Source organism: Saccharopolyspora sp. NPDC049426, assembly GCF_040676935.1.
Taxonomy (GTDB): Bacteria; Actinomycetota; Actinomycetes; order Mycobacteriales; family Pseudonocardiaceae; genus Saccharopolyspora.
The window spans coordinates 291,399-315,456 of the sequence record NZ_JBFAPZ010000010.1; the positions used below are offsets into that span (position 1 = coordinate 291,399).

20 protein-coding genes are annotated in these 24,058 nt (G+C 71.8%); 5 read left to right on the forward strand and 15 right to left on the reverse strand.

What is annotated here, in order from left to right:
- Positions 1-18: 18 nt before the first annotated feature.
- The 7 genes from AB0J78_RS22910 to AB0J78_RS22940 form a co-directional block, all read right to left on the reverse strand.
- Positions 19-1,323, reverse strand: a complete 1,305-nt coding sequence (locus AB0J78_RS22910) for a GNAT family N-acetyltransferase (protein WP_363792196.1) — start codon at positions 1,321-1,323, stop codon at positions 19-21.
- Between the two features lie 96 nt (positions 1,324-1,419).
- Positions 1,420-2,067, reverse strand: a complete 648-nt coding sequence (locus tag AB0J78_RS22915; protein WP_363792198.1) for a class II aldolase/adducin family protein — start codon at positions 2,065-2,067, stop codon at positions 1,420-1,422.
- Positions 2,068-2,077: 10 nt separating this feature from the next.
- Positions 2,078-2,554, reverse strand: a complete 477-nt coding sequence (locus AB0J78_RS22920; RefSeq protein WP_363792200.1) for a ribose-5-phosphate isomerase — start codon at positions 2,552-2,554, stop codon at positions 2,078-2,080.
- Positions 2,551-4,281, reverse strand: a complete 1,731-nt coding sequence (locus tag AB0J78_RS22925; RefSeq protein ID WP_363792202.1) for a dihydroxyacetone kinase family protein — start codon at positions 4,279-4,281, stop codon at positions 2,551-2,553. Before AB0J78_RS22925 ends, AB0J78_RS22920 begins: the two co-directional genes overlap by 4 nt.
- 1 nt (position 4,282) lies before the next feature.
- Entirely contained in the window at positions 4,283-5,743 is a 1,461-nt protein-coding gene (locus tag AB0J78_RS22930) for an FGGY-family carbohydrate kinase (RefSeq protein ID WP_363792204.1), read from the reverse strand.
- Entirely contained in the window at positions 5,740-6,795 is a 1,056-nt protein-coding gene (locus AB0J78_RS22935) for a 2-hydroxyacid dehydrogenase (RefSeq protein ID WP_363792206.1), read from the reverse strand. The genes AB0J78_RS22930 and AB0J78_RS22935 overlap by 4 nt, the downstream gene beginning before the upstream one ends.
- A 42-nt stretch (positions 6,796-6,837) precedes the next feature.
- On the reverse strand, positions 6,838-7,530 hold the full coding sequence (locus tag AB0J78_RS22940; protein WP_363792208.1) for an HAD family phosphatase: 693 nt from the start codon (positions 7,528-7,530) through the stop codon (positions 6,838-6,840).
- Between the two features lie 122 nt (positions 7,531-7,652).
- Between AB0J78_RS22940 and AB0J78_RS22945 the strand changes: the two genes are divergently transcribed.
- A complete protein-coding gene (locus AB0J78_RS22945; RefSeq protein ID WP_363792210.1) occupies positions 7,653-8,441 on the forward strand; it encodes a DeoR/GlpR family DNA-binding transcription regulator in 789 nt (262 codons plus the stop codon).
- Positions 8,442-8,608: 167 nt separating this feature from the next.
- Positions 8,609-9,952 carry an RbtT/DalT/CsbX family MFS transporter gene (locus tag AB0J78_RS22950; protein ID WP_363792212.1) on the forward strand — a complete coding sequence of 448 codons (1,344 nt, stop codon included), beginning with the start codon at positions 8,609-8,611 and terminating at the stop codon, positions 9,950-9,952.
- Here the strand turns inward: AB0J78_RS22950 and AB0J78_RS22955 are convergent.
- Genes AB0J78_RS22955 through AB0J78_RS22965 form a run of 3 tightly spaced genes read right to left on the reverse strand, consistent with a single transcriptional unit; the run spans position 9,949 to position 14,962 of the window.
- The gene (locus AB0J78_RS22955; protein WP_363792214.1) at positions 9,949-11,598 is read right to left on the reverse strand and encodes a PIG-L family deacetylase; all 1,650 of its coding nucleotides are present in this window, start codon (positions 11,596-11,598) and stop codon (positions 9,949-9,951) included. The two genes, AB0J78_RS22950 and AB0J78_RS22955, sit on opposite strands and share 4 nt — an antisense overlap.
- Entirely contained in the window at positions 11,595-14,024 is a 2,430-nt protein-coding gene (locus tag AB0J78_RS22960; protein WP_363792216.1) for a GtrA family protein, read from the reverse strand. The genes AB0J78_RS22955 and AB0J78_RS22960 overlap by 4 nt, the downstream gene beginning before the upstream one ends.
- Complete coding sequence (locus AB0J78_RS22965) at positions 14,024-14,962, reverse strand: glycosyltransferase family 2 protein (RefSeq protein ID WP_363792218.1); 939 nt, start codon at positions 14,960-14,962, stop codon at positions 14,024-14,026. Before AB0J78_RS22965 ends, AB0J78_RS22960 begins: the two co-directional genes overlap by 1 nt.
- Positions 14,963-15,310: 348 nt before the next feature.
- On the opposite strand from AB0J78_RS22965, the gene AB0J78_RS22970 reads away from it, so the two are divergent.
- Positions 15,311-17,389, forward strand: coding sequence for a prolyl oligopeptidase family serine peptidase (locus tag AB0J78_RS22970; protein ID WP_363792220.1), 2,079 nt, complete (start codon positions 15,311-15,313; stop codon positions 17,387-17,389).
- Here AB0J78_RS22970 and AB0J78_RS22975 read toward each other — a convergent pair.
- From AB0J78_RS22975 to cmk, 5 genes are all read right to left on the reverse strand, one after another.
- Entirely contained in the window at positions 17,386-18,465 is a 1,080-nt protein-coding gene (locus tag AB0J78_RS22975) for a histidine kinase (protein ID WP_363792222.1), read from the reverse strand. The genes AB0J78_RS22970 and AB0J78_RS22975 overlap by 4 nt on opposite strands.
- On the reverse strand, positions 18,462-19,139 hold the full coding sequence (locus tag AB0J78_RS22980; RefSeq protein ID WP_363792223.1) for a response regulator transcription factor: 678 nt from the start codon (positions 19,137-19,139) through the stop codon (positions 18,462-18,464). Before AB0J78_RS22980 ends, AB0J78_RS22975 begins: the two co-directional genes overlap by 4 nt.
- A gap of 139 nt (positions 19,140-19,278) precedes the next feature.
- Positions 19,279-20,694, reverse strand: coding sequence for a ribosome biogenesis GTPase Der (gene der / locus AB0J78_RS22985; protein ID WP_363792296.1), 1,416 nt, complete (start codon positions 20,692-20,694; stop codon positions 19,279-19,281).
- 11 nt (positions 20,695-20,705) lie between these two features.
- Positions 20,706-21,377: a lysophospholipid acyltransferase family protein gene (locus AB0J78_RS22990; protein ID WP_363792225.1), complete on the reverse strand. Its 672-nt coding sequence runs from the start codon at positions 21,375-21,377 to the stop codon at positions 20,706-20,708.
- A complete protein-coding gene (cmk, locus tag AB0J78_RS22995; protein WP_363792227.1) occupies positions 21,374-22,060 on the reverse strand; it encodes a (d)CMP kinase in 687 nt (228 codons plus the stop codon). Before cmk ends, AB0J78_RS22990 begins: the two co-directional genes overlap by 4 nt.
- Before the next feature lie 208 nt (positions 22,061-22,268).
- On the opposite strand from cmk, the gene AB0J78_RS23000 reads away from it, so the two are divergent.
- Positions 22,269-22,751, forward strand: coding sequence for a TrkA C-terminal domain-containing protein (locus AB0J78_RS23000; RefSeq protein ID WP_363792229.1), 483 nt, complete (start codon positions 22,269-22,271; stop codon positions 22,749-22,751).
- 68 nt (positions 22,752-22,819) lie between these two features.
- Positions 22,820-23,995, forward strand: coding sequence for a cation:proton antiporter (locus tag AB0J78_RS23005; RefSeq protein WP_363792231.1), 1,176 nt, complete (start codon positions 22,820-22,822; stop codon positions 23,993-23,995).
- Positions 23,996-24,058 lie beyond the last annotated feature (63 nt).

Here is a 24,058-nt window from a genome sequence, read left to right on the forward strand (position 1 = left end):
GGGGCCGTTCGGTGGGCGCTACTCGGCCCGTGCGAGCGGGGTGAGGTCGCGCGACCAGCTCCACTCGCCGGGTTCGGGCGCACCGACGAGCTTCAGGCCGGCGCTCCGCAGCGTGCGGGAGATCGCGGTGTTGTCGACGTGGGTGTGCGCGGTGAGCGTCGTGATCCCCAGCTCAGCGGCCTGTTCGACGATGTGCTGGGCGAGCACCGCGCCGATGCCCCGACGCTGCCAGTCGTCGCGCACCAGCAGGGCGAGCTCACCGCTGTCGCCGTCGTACATCAGGTTTCCCATCCCCACGACCTCGCCGTGCGGACCGAGCACCAGCGTGGAGCGCCCCAGCGCCGGGGTCAGCAGTCGTCGCAGTCCTCGTTCCCCCGGGGCCGGGCCGGGGCTGAAGTAGCGGCGGAAGCGCGCGGCGCTGGAGCAGCGCTCGTGGAACTCGGCGACCAGGTCGAGGTCCGCGCGATCCGCCGGGCGCAGGGTCAGCTCGATCCCGCCGGGCGTGGTCGCGGTCCGCTCGGCCGGGCGGACGCGGGCGCGGCAGCTGGTGACCAGGTCGACCAGCGCGCGGGCGCGGGCGAACTCGGCCGGGGTGAACGCGCCTCCTGGCCGGGTCAGCACGAGGAACCCGCCGCCGGGTTCGTCCAGGCACATCGCGGTCTCGGTGAAGACCCCGGCTTCCAGCGACGGCTCGGGTTCCTCGTGCCAGCGCACGTCGACGTGCCCGAGCAGCGAGCGCAGACCCCTCACCAGGTCGGTCCGGCCGTTGATCAGGTCGTTGGCGAGGTTGGCGGTGCGGGTGGGCACGTCGTCGAGCTCGCGGACGTCGGCGTGCGAGGCGGTCACGTCGTAACCGCCGGCGCTCTCCACCGCGGCGACCAGTTCGGCGTGCCGGATCCGGGTGGGAACGTGCAGCAGCACCTCGTCGACCGCCCCGTCGGCGACCGGGTGCACCTGCATGGTGCGGATGTCGCCGCCGAGCGCCGCCAGCGCCCCGGCCAGCTTCGCCAGGCGTCCGGGTGTGTCGGTGACACGAGCCCGCAGCCGCCACAGGTTCTGCGGGACGTACCCGATCTCTGGCGGGACCGGTTCGGTCCCGTCGTCGGTCGCGGTGGACGCGGTGCCACGGCGCGACCACCACCGCGCGGCACCCGCGACCAGCAGGGCCGCTCCGAGGGACATCAGCACCAGCGTCGCGGCGGAGTGGCTGCGCACGCCGGTGACGAGGAGGTTCGCCGCGCCTGCGATCAGGAACAGCGCGGCCAGCTCGATGATCTCGCGGGTCCAGTCCCCGTGGGCTCGACGGTGCTCGCTGGGAGTCATGCCCCCATGCTTCAGGCACCACGTTTCACCAGGACGAACCCGGATCACACCGGCGTTAACAGGCGGACATCACACCGAGCGGTGAACGCGCGACGATCAGCGAACCGATTGGCCGTAGCCCGCGAAGAGGGTTGCGCAGTGGGCGAGCTCCTGGTCGGAGAGCACGGCCGGGTCGCCGAGCTTGGCCGCCGTGAGCCAGAGCTCGCAGAGCCATTCGAGCTGCCGGGCCCGGTTGTAGGCCTTGGTGAGGCTGCCGCCGACGGTGACCGTGCCGTGGTTGCGGAGGATGCAGCCGTTGCGGTCGCGCAGCGCCTCGGACATCGACACCGCGAGGGCGTCGGTGCCGAAGGTGGCGTAGTCGGCGACGCGCACGGCACCGCCGTAGTCGGCCAGCTGGTAGTGCACGGCCGGAACCTCGTCGCGCAGCAGCGACAGCGCCGTGGCGTGCAGCGAGTGGGTGTGCACGACCGCGCCCGCGTCGTGCTCGACGTAGGCCGTGAGGTGCATCGGCAGCTCGGAGGTGGGCTTGAGCTCGCCCTCCACGACCTCACCGCTGAGGTCGACCAGCGGGATGTCCACCGGCCGCAGCTCGTCGTACTCCACGCCCGAGGGCGTGACCGCGACGAGGTCGCCGCTGCGCACCGACACGTTGCCGGAGGTTCCCACCACCAGCCGGTCGGAGGTCATCCGCCGCGCGATGTCGATGACCTCGCCGCGCTGCTCGGCCAGACGCAATGCGCTCATCCCTTCCCGCTCAACAGGCCACCCCGGTGCCCTCGTAGCCGTCGATCGCCGCGACCTTCTCGGCCGACGCCGAACTCGTGTCGAAACGGTAGTCGAGCCACTCACCGGCGAGCTTGCGGGCCAGTTCGAGCCCGATCACGCGCTGCCCGAAGCACAGCACCTGCGCGTTGTTGCTCAGCACCGACCGCTCGACCGAGTAGCTGTCGTGCGCGGTGACCGCCCTGATCCCGGGCACCTTGTTGGCGCTGATGGCCACGCCGAGCCCGGTTCCGCACACCAGCAGCGCCCGGTCGGCCGACCCCTCGGCGACCAATCGGGCGGCCTGGACCGCGACGTGCGGGTAGGCGGTGTGCTCGTCGTTGCCGACACCGACGTCGACGATGGAGGCGACCCGCGAGTCGTTCTCCAAGTCCTTCTTCAGCGCGTTCTTGTACTCCAGCCCGGCGTCGTCGGAGCCGACGACGATGCGGTACGGCTGTTCGCTCACTGGTCCTCTCCCCCTCCGGAGTGTTCGCCGATCAGCTCTCCGACCCGGGTGAGCACGAGCGCCAGCGACGTCGCGCCCGGGTCGGGTGTTCCCACGCTGCGTTCGGCCAGCGGCCTGGCCCGGCCCGTCCGGGGCCGCAGTTCCGAGGTGGTGGTGGCCGCCTTGGTCGCCACCGCCGCCGCGCGCCGCCACGCCACCGCTGCCCCGCTGCCTTCGTCGACCGCGCCGCGGAGCTCTTCGGCGAACGGCGCCAGGGCGTCGACCAGGGTCTTGTCCCCGAGCTCGGCGCGCCCGAGGCGCTGCACCGAGGCGAGCGCGGCCTCGGCACCGGACACCAGGTCCGCCGCGCGGGCCTCGCGGTCGTCGGGCAGCAGGTCGCCGAAGGAGCGCAGCGCGGCTCCCCACAGCACGCCCGAGGTGCCGCCGGCCTTCGACGCCCACGCATCGCCGGCCGCGAGCAGCACGGCCGCGGGACCGACGCCCTGGGCTGCTGCGGCTTCGGCGGCTTCGACCGCCGCCGAGCTGCCGCGCGTCATGCCGCGTCCGTGGTCACCGTCGCCCGCGATCGCGTCGAGGCGTCCGAGCTCGTCCTCGTTGTCGCGCAACAGGTCTGCGACCGCGCGCAACGACGCGACCACCTCGGCGGCCGTGGCCTGCCCCTGCTCCGGCGCGACCACGACCTCCGGTTCGGCCACCACCGGGTCCTCGACCTCGACGTCCGATGTGGACGCTTCGACGAATCCCCTGCGGTAGGCCGGGGTGTCGGCCGGGGCGAGCCAGAGCCGTTCGAGCTCGTCGTCCAGCCAGGTCAGGGTCAGCGAGCAGCCGGCCATGTCCAGGCTGGTCACCAGCTCCCCCACCTCCGGAGCGACGACCTCGACACCGGCCTCGGCCAGCAGCCGGGACGCGGTTCCCCACACCACGAACAGTTCCTCGTACTTGGTGGCGCCGAGCCCGTTGAGGATCGCCGTGACCCGGCCGCCTTCGGCCGGGGCCTCCGCCAGCACGCCGTCCACCAGGGTTTTCGCCAGCTCCGACGCCGAGGGCATCGGCGTTTCGGACACGCCGGGCTCGCCGTGGATGCCCAGTCCCAGGCCCATCCGGCCTTCGGGCACCTCGAACAGCGGGTGGTCCTGGCCGGGCAGCGTGCAACCGTCGAAGGCGACGCCGAGGCTGCGGGTGCGCGCGTTGGCGTGCTCGGCGACGCGCACCACCTCGTCGAAGTCGTACCCCTCCTCGGCAGCCGCGGAGGCGACCTTGAACACCACGAAATCGCCCACCACACCACGCCGCTTGGCCTGCTCCTCAGTGGGAGCGCTGGCGACGTCGTCGGTGACGACCACGTTGTGCGCGCGAGTCCCCTCGCGTCGCAGGCGTTCCACGGCGAGTCCGAAGTTCATGTTGTCACCGGCGTAGTTGCCGAAGGAGAACACGACTCCGGCGCCTCGGTCGGCCGCGCGCGCCACGGAGTAGGCGTCAGCCGCCGATGGCGAGGTGAAGATGTTGCCGATCACCGCACCGTCGGCGAAACCGGGCCCGACGACTCCGCAGAACGCCGGGTAGTGGCCGGATCCGCCGCCGGTGACCACCGCGACCTTGCCGGGCCGGGCCGGTCGGGAGCGCACCACGCCACCGGGGACGCGGCGCACGTGATCGGGGTGCGCGGCCACGAACCCGGTGACCATGTCCTCGGTGAAAGTGGCCGGATCGTCGTACAAGCGCGTCACGTCAGCCCTCCTCGACGGGCGCCCAGTGCGGCCGGGCGCGTTCGATGGCGGTCAAGTAGTCGTGGTAGCCGCGGTCGTAGAACTCCACGGCTTCCGGATCGGGGTGCACGACATGCCGGTCGGCGGCCCACTGCTCCCGGTCGACGGGTTCGCCCAGCGCATCCCACGCGGTCATCGCCGCTCCCCGCGCGCCGACGCCCTCTTCGTGCGGGACGTTCAGCGGCCGGCCGAGGACGTCGGCGAAGATCTGACTCCACGCCTGCGAGCGGGCACCGCCGCCGCAGGCCGCGACCTCTCCGCTGAGCCCTGCGCTCTCCAGGTTGTGCCGGGCGGCGTAGGCGACGGCCTCGCACATCGCGCGCACCATGTCGGCGGGGGTGGTCTCCAGCGAGAGCCCGGTGAACTGGCCGCGCGCCCGCGAGTCGACGAACGGCGCGCGCTCACCCGACGAGGACAGGAACGACAGCGCCGACACGCCACCTGCTCCCGGCCGGCTCTGCGCGAGTAGGGTTTCCAGCTGCTCGACGCTCGATCCCGTGGTGGCCAGCACCCAGTCCAGGTTGGCGGTGCCGACCATCGCGGGCATCACCCGCAGGTAGCGCTGCGGGATCGGCGTGGCCAGCCACATCCCGGCGGGCTCGCCGAGGGCGTCGATGACGACCTCGTCGCGCAGCACCTGGCAGCCCAGCGTCGTGCCGATCACCAGGCTGCCGTCCCCGACGTCGCTGACCCCGGAGCCGAAGGCGCAGGCGGGCAGGTCGAACGGCCCGGCTGACACGGGGAGTCCCGACGGCAGGCCGAGCTCGGCCGCGGCCTCGTCGGAGAGCGCGAAGAGCTTGCCGACCGGGGTGGTGTCGGCCAGCAGGCGGCGGTGCTCGGCGATGCCGCAGGCTTCCAGCGCCTCGGTCGAGTACTCGCGCTCGGGCACGTCGAGGAACGGCATCGAGGCGTCGGAGGCGTCCACGGTGATCTCACCGGTGAAGCGCTGGACGATCGCGTCCACGCAGTACCCGGCGACGGCCGCGCGTTCGAGGCGTTCCGGCTCGTGCTCGGCGAGGTGGGCCAGCAGCGGCCCGGCCGAACCGGGGAACATCCCGGAACCGGTCAGCGCGTGCACCTTCCGCTGCACGCCGCTGGTCTCCCAGTCGCGCAGCACACCTGCGGCGCGGGCGTCCAGCCAGGAGATGGCACGCCCGACGCTGCGCCCGTGCTCGTCGCGCAGCCACAGCCCGTCGCCCTGACCGGTGATGGCCAGGGCCTGCACGGGTTCGGTGGCCGCGGCCGCGACCTGGCGGACGACCTGGACGACCGAATCGACGACCTCGTCGAGGTCCTGCTCCACCAGTCCGGGTGCGGGCCGGTGCAGGGTGGAGCGCACGCCGCGGGTCAGCAGAGCCGACCCGTCGCGGCCCAGCAGCGATGCCTTGGTCACCGAGGTGCCGACGTCCACTCCGATGATCATGGCCGCAGGTCTCCGAACTTCGCCAGCACGTCCGGGTTGGCCACGAACCGGGGCCGCTGCCCGTCGAGGAACCTGGCGACCTCACCGGCCACGATCTCGGCCGCCCGGTGCGCGGTCTGGCGGGTGGCACCGGCCAGGTGCGGGGTGGTGATCACGTTCGGCGCGTCGAACAGCGGCCAGTCGCGCGGCGGGGGTTCGATGTCGTAGACGTCGACCGCCAGCGCGCCGAGCTTGCCGGTGCGCAGCAGGTCGGGCAGCGGCGCGTAGTCCAGCAGCCCGCCGCGCGCCGAGTTGACCAGCACCGCGCCTTCCGGCAGCAGCTTGAGGTTGTCGGCGTTGAGCAGGTTGCGGGTCTCCGGGGTCAGCCGCGCGTGCAGGCTCACCACCGAGCTGCGCCGCAGCAGTTCTTCCAGCTCGACCAGTTCGACGCCCTCGCCGGCGACATCGGCGGCCTTCACGAACGGGTCGGCGACCAGGACGTTCGCCCCGAACGCGCGCAGCACGCGGGCGACGATGCGACCGATCGCGCCGTAACCGACGAGTCCGGCGGTGGAGCCTTCGAGCTCGATGCCCGCGTTCTCGTAGGCGTAGTAGTCTCCGCGCCAGTTGCCGTCCTTGAGCTCGGCGTCCGAGCCCGGGATCCGGCGCAGCGCGGCGAGCATGAGCCCTACCGCGAACTCGGCTGCGGCGGCCGCGTTGCGGCCGGGCGCGTAGCTGACGATGACCCCGTTGTCGGTCGCGGCCTGCAGGTCGACGTTGACCGGGCCGCCCCGGCACACGCCGACGAACTTCAGGTTCTCGGCGGCGTTGAGCACGTCTCCGGTGAACGGCGCCATCTGGGTGGCGACGATCTCGGTGTCGCCGAGGGCGTCGAGCAGCCGCTGCTCGGTGCCGCTGGCCTCCTGCACGTTGCCGACCGGGCCGAACGGCTCGACCGGCCACGGCAGCTTCAGCGTGTCGAAGCGCAGTTCGCGCGTGGTCGCGCGGCGCAAGGCGTCGACGAACACCTCGGGGTGCACGAAGTGGTCGCCGGCGGCCAGAACGCTTGTCATCTCCGGACTCCTTTGTCGCGAGGTGTGCGAGCTCAGCTCAGTTCAGCGTGCCTGCGGCAGCGATCCGACCAGCTTCAGCCGCACGTCGTCGAGGTCGGTGGCGATGTGGGCGGCTCCGGCGAGCGCGTCCTCGGCAGGCGGGTAGTCACCGTTGGGGATGGCCACCACCGTCATGCCCGCTCGGGCGGCGGCGCGCAACCCGTTGCTGGAGTCCTCGACGGCGAGGCAGAGCTGCGGCTCGTGGCCGAGCTTCGCGGCCGCGGCCAGGTACACGTCGGGGCTCGGCTTGCCGCGCGGCACCTCGGCGCTGGACACGGTCGCCGAGAAGTGCGGGGTCAGCCCGTGGCGGTCGAGGACGGCGTCGATGAGCCGCCGCGGCGCCGAGGAGGCGAGCGCGATGGGTGCGCGGGCGGCGACGTCGGTGACCATCTTCTCCGCGCCCGCCAGCAGTTCGATCTCGCCGTCGTCGAGCGCGGTGATCATGTCGTCGACCACGATCCGCTCGGTCTCGGCCGCGGATTCAGCGGCCTCGCTGAACTCGGCGAGGAACGCGGCCCACTCCGGCGCGCTCATGCCCTGGACCTGCCGGGTCTCCTGCCCGGTCCAGGTGCGTCCACGAGCCGCGGCGAAGCGGGTCCACATCCGCTCCCACAGGTGCTCGCTCTCGACCAGGACGCCGTCCATGTCGAACACGACCGCGCTGTGGGCGCTGTTCGGCCGATCCGGCTGGGTCATACGTACCTCCCGCCAATCACTGATGGACCCAAATTAACACTCATGGCGTTAACTGTCACTAGCAGAGTGATACTCCGGCAGGTCTGCACCGTTGCACGCACCCGACGAGGCAAGATGAGCGCATGGCGTCAGCACCGAAGAAGCAGTCCCCCCGCCTCCAGCGGCAGCAGAGGATCGTCGATCACGTGCTCTCGCAGGGGTTCGCCAGCGCCGCGGAGCTGTCCACGCTGACCGGGGTCAGCCTGATGACCGTGCACCGCGACCTCGACGACCTGGCGACGCGGGGCCTGCTGCGCAAGTACCACGGAGGGGTCTCGGCCCAGCCGTCCACGGTGTTCGAGTCCAGTTCGGACTTCCGGCTGCACACCCACACCGCCGAGAAGGAGGCGCTGGCCGCCGACGCCCTGCGGTTCATCACGCCCGGCATGTCGGTGATGCTCGACGACTCCACCACCGCGCTCGCGCTGGCCAGGCTGCTGCCGGAGGTCGGCCCGCTGACCGTGGTCAGCAACTACCGGCAGGTCCAGGAGGCGCTGCGCGACGTCCCCGACATCCGGCTCATCGGCCTCGGCGGCGAGTACTCCCGCACGCACGACTCCTACCTTGGCCTGCCGTGCCAGGAGATGATCTCGACGTTCTCGGTGGACATCGTGTTCCTGTCCACCTCCGCCATGAACGCGCGCCTGACCTACCACCAGGAGCAGGAGATCGTGCTGGTCAAGCGCGCGATGATGGGCAGCGCCACGACCAAGGTGCTGATGATGGACGCCAGCAAGGTCGCCCGCTCGGCGCTGCACCAGCTCGCCCCGGTCAGCGCCTTCGACCACGTCCTGCTCGCCGGGAAGCTCGACGACGCCCTCGTCGAGGAGATGCGGGAGCAGACCGACGTCCGCCTGTCCCCGGTGGGCTGAGCACACCCCGTCGGGCAAGCGGCGCGCGGAGTCCGCACCGCCGAGAAAAAGACCACCGATGTGGTTTTAACATCTTGTGCGTTAACTTCAACAGGGTGCATGATGGCCGACATTCGTTGGCTAGGTGCGGCGACGCACCGACACATCCGACCTTGTTGGAGACAGTGATGTCCCAAACGTCCGCAACCGGGTACCCGGGCTTCCTCGACCGCATCGGGATCCCGCGGCAGCTCTTCTGGGGCTTCGTCGCCGTGCTGATCTTCATGATCGGCGACGGCGTGGAGACCACGTTCCTGTCCGACTACCTGCAGCGACCCGAGGGCGGTGCGCTGCCCGGTGCGGTGGCCTCCTTCGCCACGGTCACCCTCTACGGCGTCGCGGCCATGATCGCGGCGTGGTTCTCCGGAACGCTTTCGGCGATCTGGGGCCCGCGCCGGGTGATGTGGCTCGGCGGTGCGTGGTGGGTCGGCTTCGAGTGCCTGTTCCTGTTCGTGGCGCTGCCCTCGCACAACGGGGCGTTCATCGTCGCGACCTACGGCATCCGCGGCCTGGCGTATCCGCTGTTCGCGTTCTCGTTCCTGGCGTGGGCCCAGGTCGCGAGCCCGACGAAGATGCGCGGCTCGGTGGCCGGCTGGTTCTGGTTCGCCTTCACCGGCGGCCTGCCGACGCTGGGCGCCGCGCTGGCGGCGCTGTCGATCGGCGTGTTCGGCCTGAGCGACTACCAGACCCTGGTGCTGTCGCTGGTCGTGGTGACCGTCGGCGTGCTGCTCGGGTCCTTCGCGGTGCGCGAGGAGCACGGGCTCAAGCCGATCGCCGATGAGACGGTGGAGAACCCGCGCAGCCTCAAGCGGCTCGCCGAGGGCGTCGACATCCTGTGGCGGGACCGCCGGGTGCTCGCCGGCGGCCTGATCCGCATCGTCAACACCGCGCCGCAGTACGGGTTCTTCGCCATGTTCCCGTTCACCTTCGGGCCTGCGGCGCCGGACGGCGGGTTCCTGACCGCGGCGCAGGTGGCGTCGCTGGCGTCGATCGCCTACGGCGCCAACATCGCGGCGAACCTGTTCTTCGGCGTGTTCGGCGACCGATTCGGCTGGCGCCGCACGGTGACCTGGTTCGGCTGCCTGGGTTGCGCCATCGCCACCCCGCTCTGGTACTTCAGCTCGGTGGCCTCGCAGAGCTTCGCCGTGGCGGCCGTGCTCGGCGTGGTCTACGGACTGCTACTGGCCGGTTTCGTGCCGCTGTCCGCGCTGATGCCGTCCATGGTCGCCACCAAGGACAAGGGTTCGGCGCTGGCGGTGCTGAACTTCGGTGCCGGTGGCGCGGCCTTCGTCGGCCCCGTCGTGGTGACGGTGCTGTACCCGCTGGTCGGGGGCGGTGGCGCGACGATCGTGTTCTGCCTGATGTACCTGGCGGTGGGCGTGCTGTCGCTGCGCATGAAGGACGACAGCGACCCCGGCGAGCACCGCGCGCCGCGCGCCGGTGCACCGGAGGCCGCTGGGGCTTCGGCCTAGGGAACGGAGAAGGTCCTGATCAGGCCGTCGCCCGTGAGGGCGGCGGCCTGATCTCCGTTCGGCGACAACGCGGGTTGCGCTTCGACGTGGCCGAGGGTCGTCGTGCCGTCCGGCCGGAAGATCTGCAGGAGTCCGTCGGCGTTGCGGGCGGCGAGCACCGGGCCCGGGGCGATCGCCGGATCGGAGATCGCCTCGGCGTCGATGGTCCGCACTCGCCCCCAGCCCGCGCTCTCGGCCAGCACCACCAGATCACCTCGGGAGTCGCGGTAGGCCGCGTAACCGCTGGTCGTGGCGATGGCACCGACCGGGTGCTCGGAGGAAGCGACGGGCACTCCGCATCCGGACCCGGTCAGCCGCCAGTGCAGCATCCCGTTCCGGGACGCGGCCATCACGTGGATCTCACCGCTCCCCGATGCCAGCACCGAGACCTCGTCACCCACGTCGGAACCACCGAGCCGGCACCACGTCCCGGTGTCGCGGACGCTCACCCCGCCGCCGGAGTCGCGGACCGCGACCACCACGCGTCCCCGCACCGGCACCGCCGACGGCGGCCCGAGGTCCACGCCCGGTTCCCGCGGCGGTGGCACGCCGAGAGAACGCCACGGCCGATCCCCTTCCTTGAGCCACACCGCTCCGGAATCCCGGTCCTGCACCACCACCGTCGCAGGATCGACGAAGGAGGCGGACCCCTCTCGCGGGGCGAATCCCGGTGTGTCCACAACGGATTCCCCGATCACCAGATCACGCCCGCGCACGTGCGCGTGGCTACCGCTGGTCAGCCACCGCGTTCCCCACGGCCTGCGCAGGCGCATCGCGGCGAGCCAGGCGTCGTAGGGCTCACCGAGCCCGACCAGCGGATCGTGCTCGGCGTAGCGGGCGAACACCGCGCGCTTTCCGGCCACCACGCGTTCCGGCAGGTTCGGAGGCGCGTCGGCGACGTTGTAGTCGCGGTAGTGCAGCAGCGGCAGATCCGTTCCGATCAGCGCGGTTTCGGTGAACCGAGCGGTGGCGAGGTGGTCGGGGTGGTCGTGGGCGCTCCCCCACTGCTGCTGGTGGCGCGGGTCCGGTCGCGGGTCCTGCGTGCGGACGAGCGTCGGCGCGAACTCCTCCCGGAGGCCGATCAGAGAATCGATCACCGAACCGCGGTCGTGGCTGGTCACGGGCACGACCGACCCCGCAGCGGCGACGGTGTCCACGCGGTGCGCCGGATTCCGCCAGAGCTCGCTCAGCGCGTGCCGAGCGCGCGGGTCGTTGTCATCGGGCAGACCGAGGAACACCAGCCCCACCGAGGGCCGCCGGCGAAGCCGGTGCAGTTCCGCCGAGCGGCCTCCGGGGAGCTCCAGCGCCGAGCGCGTCCAGTCGTCGGCGACCCCGGCCATCGCCGCGAACGCGGCGCGAGCACCGGCCTGGCGGCTCGCCGCGTAGTCCGCGGGCGGTTGCACGTCGCTCTCGCCCGCGGTGAGGAACACCGTCGTGACCCGGGCGCCCGAGCGGATCGCCAGGGGCACGTCCGGGCTCATGAACAGCATGTCGTCGTCGGGGTGCGCCACGACCTGGAGGTGCGACGGCCTCGGTGAGCCCGCCGCCGCGACCCCTGACACGACCAGCAGCAACGCGACCGCGAGCAGCAGCACGGCAGTCCTCATCGCGCCCACCGCCACGACATCCACAGCGCACCCAGCGCCCCGGCGACCACCAGCAGCAGCCCCGCCCGGACACCCGGTGGTGACCACGACAACGTCAGCGTCCCTCCGGAGATCTCGCGCGGAACCCGCACGTTCAGCAGCCCCGCTCCGGTCGCGGAAATCGGCACCGGACGTCCGTCCACAGTGGCCCGGTAGCCGGGCCAGGAGAGTCGCGCGAACACGAGGTCCCCGCTCCCGGTGAACCTGACGGTCTCGGTGCGCGCACCGCGCTGCACGTCCCCCAGCACCTCGACCCCGCGGGCCACGCTCAACAGCCCCTGCGGCCACGGGACCGGGGCGATGCGGGTGAGCACGACGACCTCGTCGTCGCGGTGCGCGACGTGCCAGCCCGGAGGCGGTTGGGTGACCTCGCGCAGCCGCCGCTGCACCACGACGTGGGTCGCCTTGAGCTGGTCGGCGAGCCGATCGGGACCCCACAGGCGGTCGTACGCGCGCGGACAGGTTCCGCCGAAGTAGTTGAGGCACAACGACGTGTGCAGGGCGTCGTGGCCCATCCCGGTGTAGGACACCAGACTCGCGACCCCGGCGGCGGCCGGCATGTTGCCCAGCAGCAGCTGCGACCACGCGCTGCGGTCGGCGATCCGCTCCGGCGGGATCCGCTCGCGCGCCGCCACCTGCACCACCGTGCCGTCGCGCAGCGGCGCGTGGGCGCGGCGCAGGGCGTCGACGTCGGTCGGGAAGTTGTAGTCGGCGACGTCGCGGTTGATCGGGAACCACAGCAGCTGAAGACCCAGCACCAACGCCGTTCCCAGGTGCAGCACCGGGAACAGCCTGCCGCGCAGGGCCCACGTCAGCAGCCCGGCGACCAGCACCAGTCCGACCAGGTGCTTCGGCGCCTGCGCGGGCCAGGCCGCAAAGGCCAGGTAGCCACCCGCCAGCATCAGCAGCGCCGAGGCCACCGCACGCGTCGGGGCGCGGTCCCGGCGCAGACCGCTGGACAACGCCACCGCCAGCAGCACCGCCACCGCGAGGTGCAGGACCGCGATGTGCCGCAGCGGCCAGCGGAACATCCACACGTTGGACGGGCCCAGGCACAGCAGCGCGAAGCAGCCCGCGACGAGTACCGCCGCGGTGCACCGCCGCCACGGCATCTCGCGCCACTTCAGCCAGGGCAGCAGCGGGACCGCGAACCACGAGAGGAAGGTGGCGGGAACCGTCATCCGGTAGTCGCCGAAGGAGATGATCTGCGGCAGGAAACCGGGTGTGCTCGCGTTGAGCAGATCGCCGATGCCCGGTACCAGCAGACCCGAGTTGAACAGCTCGCGACCCGACCGCCAGCCCACCCCGGCGGTCGCCAGCACCGGCCAGAACACCAGCGGCAGGCACGCGGCCACCGCGACACCGATCGCGACCAACCGGCGCGGCCCGGATTCGACCGCCAGCGCGGCGAAGACCAGGCACAACGCGAGCAGGCCGTACGGATCACCAGCCGAGACGCACAGGTAGCACAGCACGAACGGCAGCACGGCCGGTGCTTCTCCGGAGAGGTACCGGTGCAGCGCCCACCACGCCCACGGCAACCACGCCAAGCCCATCAGCCCGCCGGCCCAGCTCGCGGCTTGGAAGTGCAGCACGAACCCCGACACCGGCAGCGCCACCGACATCACCGACGCCGCAGCGGGTTTCGCCCCGTAGCCCCGGCACAGCAGGTGCGTGCCGACCGCCAGCAGCACCAGGAACTGGATCTTCACCACCGCCGCCGCGATCGCCAGGTCGCCGATCAGGGCGACCACGGCGAAGTCCAGCAGGTGCAGCGGGTTCCAGATGCCGAACAGCGACTCGGCGGCCAGGTTCCCACCCATCCACGAATCCGGCTCCAGCCCGAACGCCCACTCGCCCGCGAGCAGTCGCTCGCCGAGCCGGTGCCACATCGGCAGGAACTGGGCGGCGCTGTCGTCGGCGAAGTAGAACGAGGGGTTGACCAGCAGCGGCAGCGTCCCGAGCCCGGCCACCGCCAGCCCGACACCGGCGGCACCTCGCCACTCACCGCGGTCCGGGCGGGTCAGCGCCGCGCGGCTCGCCAGGAACGTCACCGGCACCAACGCGAACCCCACCAGCGGCGCGAGCCTCGGATCGACCCCGAACACCGCCACCGCGAGCGCCACAGCCGAGGTGCTCACGCCCAGCAGCACCAGGCTCGCCAGCGGGAACAGCAGCAAGGAGCGTCCGCTCGGTCGCACCCGGAAGGTGAACCGGCAGTTCAGCGCGTAGGAGCACACCATCGCCGCGCCGGTCGCGAGCGCGTGCGCCACCAGGTACGGCAGCACCAGCCACAGCGCCAGGTACACGGCCCAGTGCACGCCGGTGTTCACCCCGCCGACCATGGCGAACCGGCCGAACTGCGAGGACTCGATCAGCCGCCTCATCACGACACCAGTCCCGCGGTGCACACCCGGTGCTCGCCGGGCAGCGGATCCGGTACCGGGCCGGTCTCCTTGACCAGGTAGTGCGGCCGTCGCCGGGACTCGGCGTAACCGCGACCGACGTACTCCCCGAGCACGCCGAGCACGAGGAGCTGAACACCGCCCAACCCGAGAAGCAGTGCGGCCCAGCGCTTCTCGCCATCGGCGAGCGCTGCGAGCAGACCCGCGAAGCCGGCGACGAGCAGGCCGAGGTAGATCGCCGGGCGGAGCGGCTTGTCGTTGAACGCGGTCAGCCCGTCGATGCCGTGATCGACCAGGTCCGACAGCCGCCACCGCGACTCACCGGTCTCGCGCGGCACGTTGCGGTAGGTGACCCAGCCGGTGTCGAAACCGATCCAGGCGAACAGCCCCTTGGAGAAGCGGTGGTGCTCGGGCAAGGACAGCAGGGCGTCGACCGCACGTCGCGACAGCACCCGGTAGTCCCCGGCACCGTCCTGCAGCCGCACGTCCAGCCACCGGCTCGCCAGCCGGTAGTAGGCGCGCGAGGACGCGGTCCGCCAGGCCCGTTCTCCGGATCGGCTGCGCCGCGCGACGACCTGGTCGTAGCCGGTGTCGAGCAGCACCAGCATCCGGGGAAGCAGACGCGGCGGGTGCTGCAGGTCGGCGTCGAGCAGCGCCACCCGGTTGCCGCGGGCGTGCCGGAGCCCGCAGAGCATCGCGGGTTCCTTGCCGAAGTTGCGGCTCAGCGACACGTAGCGGAACCGCGGGTCGTGCTCGCTGAGGCGCCGGGCCTCGGACAACGTGCGGTCGGTGCTGCCGTCGTCGACCAGGATCACCTCGTAATCCCGGACGTGTCCGGACAGCGCCTCGACCAGCGCGTCGCGCAGCCGTTGCAGTCCGTGCTCCTCGTTGAAGCACGGCACGACGATCGACAGGTGCATGGTGCAGTTCTCATCCGTCTCGGGGCCGGCGGCCCACGCACCCCGGAAATTCCGGAAACCGCTGCGGGCCTTGCTGGATCGCCCCGAACCATGCCTGCCTCCCCCGCCTGAACCCCCTCCCAACACACCGACGAATCCCCCACCCCAGCGTCAGATCCTCACCGGGGAACCGGATTTCAATGGAAATCCGTCCGCCTGGATCCGGCGGGAGAGGGCGGACGCCGTCGCGCCGGGATCCGGTGGCCGGAGGTGGAGCGCCCGCCACCGGATGTTCGGTGGACGCACCGGCGGGGATGACCGGCGGACCTGGTGCGGCATCGGGGTGTGCGTGATGGCAGGCTGGTTCGCATGTCGTCCGCATCGTTTCCTCGCCGAAGCGCGCGCACGCAGGGGTTCAGCCTCGGTGCGCCACGCAACTTCACCGTCGTCGGCGACGGCGCGCGCGTCCTGTTCCTGCGCTCCACCAGCGGCACCGACCGCACCACGGCGCTGTGGGCGCTGGACACCGCCACCGGAACCGAGCGGTTGCTGGTGGACCCGGCGAAGCTGCAGGCCGAGGACCAGGTGACCGCCGAAGAGCAGGCTCGGCGGGAACGCGCGCGGGAACGGGCGACCGGCATCACCGGCTACAGCACCGACCGCGATGGCGAGCAGGTCGTGTTCACCCTGTCCGGGCGCCTGTTCATCGCCGACGTCGCCACCGGTGACGCCCGCGAGCTCCCGGTCCAGCAGCCGGTCGCGGACCCGCGCCCCTCCCCCGACGGGCGCCACATCGGCTACCTCTCCGCTGGTCAGCTCCGCGTGATCGCCGCCGACGGCTCCGGCGACCGCGCTCTGGCCGAACCGGACGGCGACAACGTCACCTGGGGAGCCGCCGAGTTCATCGCGGCCGAGGAGATGGACCGCCACCGCGGCTACTGGTGGGCTCCCAGCGGCGAGGAACTGCTGGTCGCGCGCGTCGACGAAACCCCCGTCCGGCACTGGTACCTGGGCGATCCCGCCCACCCAGACCGCGTTCCCGTCGCCACCCGCTACCCGGCCGCGGGCACCGCCAACGCCGAGGTCACGCTCGCCGCGATCGGGCTGGACGGCCGGCGCGTCGCCGTCGAGTGGGACCGGAGCACCTACCCGTACCTGGTCACGGCGCACTGGTCGCGGCACGGCCGCCCGCTGATCGCGGTGCAGACCCGAGACCAGCGAACCCAGCTGCTGCTGGCCGTCGACACCGAGGCCGGCACCACCACCGAGATCCACCGGGACACCGACCCGCAGTGGATCGACATCAAGCCGGGCTGGCCGTCGTGGACGCCGGGCGGTGAGCTCGTGCGCATCGACGCCGCGGAGGGCGCCTACCGCCTGGTCGTCGGCGACCGGCCGTGGACCGCTGCTCCGCTGCAGGTGCGCAGCATCGTCGACATCGGCACCGAGGACGTGCTGGTGTCCGGCTCCGAGGACGATCCGGCCGAGGTGCACCTCTACCGCGTCACCGCGACCGGTTACGAGCGTCTGACCAGCGGTTTCGGCGTGCACACCGGTACTCGCGGCGGCGACGTCCTGGTCGTGGCCACCAGCGATCTGGACCGGCCGCGGACCGGCGTGGTCGTGCGGCGCGGCGCGCGGACGATCGCCGAGATCGACAACCACGCCGAGGCCCACGGACTGGACCTCAACGTCCGGCTGCTGCGGCTCGGCGAGCGCGAGCTGCGCAGCGCCCTGCTGCTGCCCAGCGGATACACCGCGGCGGACGGGCCGCTGCCGGTGCTGCTGGACCCCTACGGCGGCCCACATGCCCAGCGGGTGCTGGCTCGCCAGCAGGGCTACCTGACCTCCCAGTGGTTCGCCGACCAGGGCTTCGCGGTGCTGATCACCGACGGTCGCGGGATGGCCGGTCGCGGTCCTGACTGGGACCGGGCCATCGCCGGTGACCTGGCCGGTCCGCCGCTGCAGGACCAGGTCGACGCGCTGCACGCCGCCGCTGCCGAGCACCCCGAGCTCGACCTCGACCGGGTGGCGATCCGCGGCTGGTCGTTCGGCGGCTACCTCGCCGGACTGGCCGTGCTGCGCCGCCCGGACGTCTTCCACGCCGCGATCGTCGGAGCGGGCGTCGTGGACTGGCGGCTCTACGACACCCACTACACCGAGCGCTACCTGGGCGATCCGAACACCGCGCCCGAGGTCTACGAGGCCAACTCGCTGCTGCGCGACGCGGCGAAATTGGAACGCCCGATGCTGATCGTGCACGGCACGGTGGACGACAACGTGGTCCTGGCGCACGGCCTGCGCCTGTCAGCGGCGCTGACCGCGGCCGCGCGCCCGCATTCAGTGCTCCCGCTCGCCGGCGTGAGCCACATGCCCACCGACGAGACGACCAGCGAGAACCTCCTGCTCATGCAGGTCGACTTCTTGCGCGCGTCGTTGGCGCGCTAGGACTCCTGCGGGAGCAGCGCGACGAGCCGGAAACCGCCGTCCTCGGACAGGCCCGCGTCCAGCTCGCCGCCTGCCATGCGGATCCGCTCGGACAGGCCCTCCAGCCCGGCACCGCCGGTGAGCTCGGTGATCGGCTCGCCGTCCGGGGCGTCGTTGGTGACCACGATGCGCAGCGCGTCGGCCCGGTTGCTCAGGTCCACCCGGACTCCGGCGCCGGGCGCGTGCTTGGAGGCGTTGGTCAGCGCTTCCTGCACGACCCGGTAGGCGGCCCGCTCCACAGCACCGGGCACCTCGTGGTGCTCCAGGTCGCCGGTCAGCTCGACGTCCACACCGGACGCCCGCGCCTGGCGCACGAGGTCGGTGATCGTCCTGGCCTCGGCCTCGGCTGTGGTCGAGCTGAGTCCGAGGGTGGTGCGCATCTCGTCCAGCGCCTGCTTGGCCAACCCGCGCACCCGCGTGGCGGCCTCGCGCACGGCCGGTTCGCCGCTGCTCGCACCGAGCGCGGCGGACTCGACCGCGATCAGCGTGACGTGGTGACCGACGGCGTCGTGGATCTCCCGGGCGATGCGGGCCCGCTCCTCCGACTTGGCCATCTCGGCCTTGGCCTGCGCGACCACTTCACCGGCGTCGGCGAGCCGCTGCAGGCTCTCGGCCAGCTGCTCGCGCAACGCCACCAGCAGTCCCAGCACAGCGGGCGCTCCCGCCGACAGCACCACGAAGGCCAGGGTCAGCAGGATCGACCCGGGTGTCAGCGATTGCGTGATCAGCACGGGCGTGACGGCGACGACACAGGTCAGCAGAACCCACCCGGCCAGTTCGAGCGGCTTGGTGCGCACCCGTCCGAGGCGGAACATCGCCACCAGGATCGCCGCCCAGCCCAGGCCACCGGCCATCGCGGGCATGCACAGCAGCACGGTCAGCCGGGGCCACCGGTGCCGCAACGGCAGCAGCAGCCCCGCGGCCAAGCCGGACAGGACCTTGTAGCCCATCGGGTCCGGGGCGGCGATGACGGCGGCGACGGGCAGACCGACCGCCAGGACCTCCAGGCCCCAGAACCGCCAGTTCACGCCGTTCACCGCTCACCGCCGACGCCGGCGACCCGCTGCGCGATCAGAGCGGCCTGCACCCGGTTCTGCGCGCCGAGCTTGGACAGGACGGTGGAGACGTAGCTCTTCACGGTCGCCTCGGTCAGTCCCAGCCGGGAGGCGATGTCGGCGTTGGAACGGCCGTCGGCGAGCAGTTGCAGCACCTGCCCCTCCCGCGCGGACAACGCCTTGACCAGGTCGAGCTCGCGAGCGTTGTCGCTGGTGGCGCGCAGCCGGGGCAGCAGTCGCGCGGTGATCCGCGGATCCAGCACCGCACCGCCGGCGGCCAGGTCCTGCACCGCGCGCACCAGCACCTCCGGCTCGGCGTCCTTGAGCAGGAACCCCTGAGCGCCGAAGCGCAGCGCGTCGGCGACGTAGTCGTCGAGGTCGAACGTGGTCAGCACGGCGGACGCGGGTGGCTCGGGCAATCGAACCACCTCGCGCAGCGCGGTGAGCCCGTCCTTGCCCGGCATCTGGACGTCGATCAGGGCGACGTGGGGCCGGTGCGCGCGCACCTCGGAGAGCAGTCCGTGACCGTCACCGGCCTCGGCCACCACCTCGATGGTGCCGCTGCTCTCCAGCATGACCTTGAGCCCGCGTCGCAGCATCGGCTCGTCGTCGGCCAGCACGACCCGGATCGGCCCGCCGCCGTCGGTTGCCGCCACCTCTCGGTTCACCTCCGCCGTTCCCGAGGGTCGCCAGCAGACTAACGGCAGCGGATGTCCTCAGCGCACGCACCACCCGAACACGCGGCCCTCGCCGCCTGCTCGACCTGCTACCGCACCGCTGAGCGAGGCGAGTTGCTCAGCCGCGCTTGCCCTTGGCCTTGCGCTCGCGCACCCGCACCGAGATCCGCACCGGGCTGCCGACGAATCCGAAGGTCTCGCGGAACTTGCGCTCCAGGAACCGCCGGTAGCCGGCCTCCAGGAAGCCGGTGGTGAACAGCACGATCGTCGGCGGCCGGGTCTGCGCCTGGGTGGCGAAGAGGATCTTCGGCTGACGACCGCTGCGCGCCGGCGGCGGGTTGGCCGCGACGAGCTCGTTGAGCCAGCCGTTGAGGCGACCGGTGGAGACCCGGGTGTCCCAGGAGTCCAGCGCGGTGCGCAGCTGCGGAGCCAGCTTGGCCACCGAGCGGCCGGTCAGCGCCGAGACGTTGACCCGCTCCGCCCAGCGCACCCGCACCAGCTCGCGGTCGATCTCCTTCTCCAGCTGGTTGCGGCGGTCGTCGTCGACCTTGTCCCACTTGTTGTAGGCCAGCACCAGCGCGCGCCCCGCCTCGACCACCATCGTGATCACCCGCAGGTCCTGCTCGCTGATCGGCTCCGAACCGTCGACCAGCACGATCGCGACCTCGGCGGCCTCGATGGCGGCCTTGGTGCGCAGCGACGCGTAGTACTCGGTGCCGCTGGCGGTCTTGACCCGCTTGCGCAGGCCGGCGGTGTCGACGAAGCGCCACACCTGGCCGTCGAGCTCGACCAGCGAGTCGACCGGGTCCACGGTGGTGCCGGCGACGTCGTGCACCACCGAGCGGTCCTCGCCGGTGAGCTTGTTGAGCAGGCTGGACTTGCCGACGTTGGGCTTGCCGACCAGCGCGACGCGGCGAGGTCCGCCGGTGGCGCCGAAGACCTCGCGCGGGGTTTCCGGCAGCGCCTCCAGCACCCTGTCCAGCAGGTCGCCCGAGCCTCGCCCGTGCAGACCGCTGACCGGCATCGGCTCGCCCAGGCCCAGCGACCACAGCGAGTGCACGTCGGCCACGCCTCGCTCGTCGTCGACCTTGTTGGCCACCACGATCACCGGCCGCTTCGAGCGGCGCAGCACGCGGGCCACGGCTTCCTCGGTGGCGGTGGCGCCGACCTTGGCGTCGACGACCAGCACGATCGCGTCGGCGGTGTGCATGGCCAGCTCGGCCTGGGCCGCCACCGCGCTCTGCAGGCCCTTGGCGTCGGGCTCCCAACCACCGGTGTCGACCACGGTGAAGCGGCGACCGCTCCACAGCGCGTCGTAGGCGACGCGGTCCCGGGTCACGCCCGGGGTGTCCTGCACGACGGCCTCACGACGCCCCAGCAGGCGGTTGACCAGGGTGGACTTGCCCACGTTGGGGCGCCCGACCACGGCCAGGACCGGCTGCGGCTTCGGCGGCGCCTCGTCGCCCTGCGCGGCGGCCTCGTCGAACTCCGCCCATTCGGACTCGTCGGACCACGTGCCGTCCAGGTCCTCCAGCGACTCGTCGGTCACGCTCGTTTACCTCTCACATCGTCATTGGTCCGGTCGGCGACCTGCCGATCCAACTCGGCGATCAGCGCGACCAGTTCGTTGCGGACGGTCTCGGTTGCCGCCACCAGCCCGGCGCGGCCCTTGCCGCCCGCCGGGGAAATCGGCTCCCCGAACAACACGTCGATCCTGGGTAACAGCCTACGGCCCGAGCCTTCGGGACGTCGGGTGCCCCGGCACGCCACCGGCAGGATCTGCGCCCCCGAAGCGCGGGCGAGCCACGCCGCCCCGTGCTGGGCGTTGTCGATCTCCCCGGAACCGCGCGTGCCCTCGGGGAACACCCCGACCACGCCGCCGCCCTTGAGCACGCGGACCGCGGTCAGCAGCGGAGTTCGATCGGGTTCACCGCGCCGGACGCCGATCTGCCCGATTCGGGTCAGGAACCAGCCCAGCGCACCGCTGAACATCTCCTGCTTGATCAGGAACACCATCGGCCGCGGAACCATTCCCAGCAGCAGCGGACCGTCCAGCAGCGAGCTGTGGTTGGCCACCAGGACCACCGGACCGCTGCGCGGGATCCGCTCGCGACCGCGCACCTTCACGCGGAACGGCAGCCGCAGCGGCCAGCGCGAGATCCACCGGGCCACGCGGTGCAGGCCTGCCGAGGCGCCCTCGGGAAGCTCCGCGCTCATGCCGCACCTCCCAGCAGCCCGCGCGACTCCACGAGCTTGGTGAGCTGTTCGAGCACCCCCGCGATGTCGAGGTCGGTGGTGTCGACCTCGACGGCGTCCTCGGCCTGGCGCAGCGGCGCCACCTTGCGACCGGAGTCCAGCGCGTCGCGGCGCTGCACGTCGGCGTGGGTGCTGCGCAGGTCGCTCTCGCGGCCGTCGGAGGCGTCCTGCGCGGTCCGGCGCGCGGCGCGCGCGTCCGGGGAGGCCGTCAGGTACACCTTCAGACCTGCGTCCGGCACGACGACCGTGCCGATGTCGCGGCCTTCGACGACCATGCCGCCCGGATCGTCGATCGCGACGCCGATCAGCTCGCGCTGCATCGCCACCAGCAGCTCGCGGACCTCGGGCACGGCGGAGACCGCCGAGACGGCGGCAGTGACCTCGGGACCGCGGATCTCCGGTTCCACGTCCGCGCCGTCGAGACGTACGGCAGGCGCGAGCGGGTCGGTTCCCATGCCCAGCTCGGCGACGCGGGCCACCCGGGTCACCGCTGCGGCGTCGGTGGGGTCGATCCCCGCGCGCAGCACCGCGAGCGTCACCGCCCGGTACATGGCACCGGTGTCGAGGTAGGTCGCGCCGAGAGCCGCCGCCAACTTCTTCGACACCGTGGACTTGCCGGTACCCGACGGTCCGTCGAGAGCCACTACTCCACGAAGCCTGGCCTGCGCCACGTCGCCGTTCCTCCCCGTTCGCAAAATCCTTCCCGGCGGATCGCCGGAACCAACCAACCATTCTGCCTGGCCGCCACCGGTGAATCCCAATCGCGTCCGGTTCGGGATCGGAACCGGACCGAGACCGGGACTCCTCCGGGCGGATCAAGGAATAGACGTGAAGCCCTTTAGGGTTGCACGAGTGGACGTAACTGTGACTCCGCTGCCGGGGCTCGGCACGCGCCAGGACTTCACCACTGGATCTGGTCACCGCGTCGGGGTGATCACCTATCGGGACGGGCGTTTCGAGCTGATCGTCTCCGACCACGAGGACCCGGACAAGGTCGCCGCCTCGGTCGAGCTGTCCAGCACCGAGACCAGCACGCTGGCCGGTCTGCTGGGGGCGCCTCAGCTGGTGTCGAAGCTCTCCGAGCAGCAGCGGGAGGTCGCCGGGGTGACCACCTGGCAGCTGCCGGTCCCCGCCGGTTCGCCCTACGCCGGCCGCGAGCTGGGCGACACCGAGATGCGCACCCGCACCTCGGTGTCGATCGTCGCGGTGGTGCGGGAGAGCGTCGTCCACCCGTCGCCGCGGCCGGACTTCGTCTTCGCCGCCGGTGACCTGGTGGTCGTGGTGGGCACGACCGAGGGGCTGCGGGCGGCCGGGGAGATCCTCACCCAGGGCTGAGCCGGCGGAGGTCGACGCCGACCGACCGTCACAACTCCATACGCAGGGAACACGCGAGAGGAAACACGGTGCACGACACGGCGATCTCCCTTATCGAGCTGGGAGCGGTGTTCTTCGGTCTCGGCATCCTCGGGAGACTCGCGTGGAAGATCGGCATATCACCGATCCCGCTGTACCTGCTCGGTGGAGTCGCGTTCGGCACCGGTGGGCTGATCCCGCTGCACGGCATCCAGCCCTTCACCCACATCGCCTCCGAGATCGGCGTCGTCCTCCTGCTGCTCTTACTGGGGCTGGAGTACTCCGCGGGCGAACTGGTCACCGGACTGCGCCGCTCCTGGGTGGCCGGGCTGATCGACATCGTGCTCAACGCCGCTCCCGGAGCGATCGTGGCGCTCATGCTGGGCTGGGGCCCGATCGGAGCGCTGGCGATGGCCGGCGTCACCTACATCTCCTCGTCGGGCATCGTGGCCAAGGTCCTCGGCGACCTGGGCAGGCTCGGTAACCGCGAGACGCCGGTGATCCTGTCGATCCTGGTCTTCGAAGATCTCGCGATGGCCGTCTACCTGCCGATCCTCACCGCGCTGCTGGCCGGGGTGAGCTTCGTCGGCGGTCTGACCGCGGTCGGCATCTCGCTGCTGGTGATCACCGTGGTGCTGCTGATCGCGCTGCGCTTCGGCAAGTACGTCTCGGCGATCGTGGACAGCCCCGACCCCGAGGTGTTCCTGCTGCGGCTGCTGGGTGCCGCGCTGCTGGTCGCCGGACTGGCCTCCGAGCTGCAGGTCTCGGCCGCGGTCGGCTCGTTCCTGCTCGGCATCGCGATCTCCGGGTCCACGGCGCAGAACGCGACCCGCATGCTGGAGCCGCTGCGCGACCTGTTCGCCGCGGTGTTCTTCGTCGTCTTCGGCCTCAACACCGATCCCGTCGAGATCCCGCCGGTGCTGCCGATCGCCCTGGGCCTGGCCGTGCTGACCTGCGCCACGAAGGTCCTCACCGGGTGGATCGCGGCCCGCATGCAGGGCGTGGCCCGGATGGGCCGGCTGCGCGCGGGCGCGGCCCTGGTGGCGCGCGGCGAGTTCTCCATCGTCATCGCGGGCCTGGCGGTGTCCTCCGGCGCGGTCGACGGCGAACTCGCGGCCCTGGCCACCGCCTACGTCCTGCTCATGGCCATCATCGGCCCGGTCGCGGCCCGCGTCGTCGAGCCGCTCGCCCGCGCGGTCCTGATGCGCAAGCCCCAGACCGTGTGAGCAGTTCACCCCTGGAAGAAGAATCCGCGGCCGGGATTTCCCGGCCGCGGATTCTTCTTCAGC

Excerpts from the sequence above, each read along its gene's own strand:
- AB0J78_RS22940 (WP_363792208.1), bottom strand. The coding sequence starts at position 7,530 with ATGACCCAGCCGGATCGGCCGAACAGCGCCCACAGCGCGGTCGTGTTC.
- AB0J78_RS22970 (WP_363792220.1), top strand. The coding sequence starts at position 15,311 with ATGTCGTCCGCATCGTTTCCTCGCCGAAGCGCGCGCACGCAGGGGTTC.
- AB0J78_RS22945 (WP_363792210.1), top strand. The coding sequence starts at position 7,653 with ATGGCGTCAGCACCGAAGAAGCAGTCCCCCCGCCTCCAGCGGCAGCAG.
- AB0J78_RS22950 (WP_363792212.1), top strand. The coding sequence starts at position 8,609 with ATGTCCCAAACGTCCGCAACCGGGTACCCGGGCTTCCTCGACCGCATC.
- AB0J78_RS22910 (WP_363792196.1), bottom strand. The coding sequence starts at position 1,323 with ATGACTCCCAGCGAGCACCGTCGAGCCCACGGGGACTGGACCCGCGAG.
- AB0J78_RS22965 (WP_363792218.1), bottom strand. The coding sequence starts at position 14,962 with ATGCACCTGTCGATCGTCGTGCCGTGCTTCAACGAGGAGCACGGACTG.
- AB0J78_RS22930 (WP_363792204.1), bottom strand. The coding sequence starts at position 5,743 with ATGATCATCGGAGTGGACGTCGGCACCTCGGTGACCAAGGCATCGCTG.
- AB0J78_RS22990 (WP_363792225.1), bottom strand. The coding sequence starts at position 21,377 with ATGAGCGCGGAGCTTCCCGAGGGCGCCTCGGCAGGCCTGCACCGCGTG.
- AB0J78_RS22935 (WP_363792206.1), bottom strand. The coding sequence starts at position 6,795 with ATGACAAGCGTTCTGGCCGCCGGCGACCACTTCGTGCACCCCGAGGTG.
- AB0J78_RS22960 (WP_363792216.1), bottom strand. The coding sequence starts at position 14,024 with ATGAGGCGGCTGATCGAGTCCTCGCAGTTCGGCCGGTTCGCCATGGTC.
- AB0J78_RS22915 (WP_363792198.1), bottom strand. The coding sequence starts at position 2,067 with ATGAGCGCATTGCGTCTGGCCGAGCAGCGCGGCGAGGTCATCGACATC.
- AB0J78_RS22955 (WP_363792214.1), bottom strand. The coding sequence starts at position 11,598 with ATGAGGACTGCCGTGCTGCTGCTCGCGGTCGCGTTGCTGCTGGTCGTG.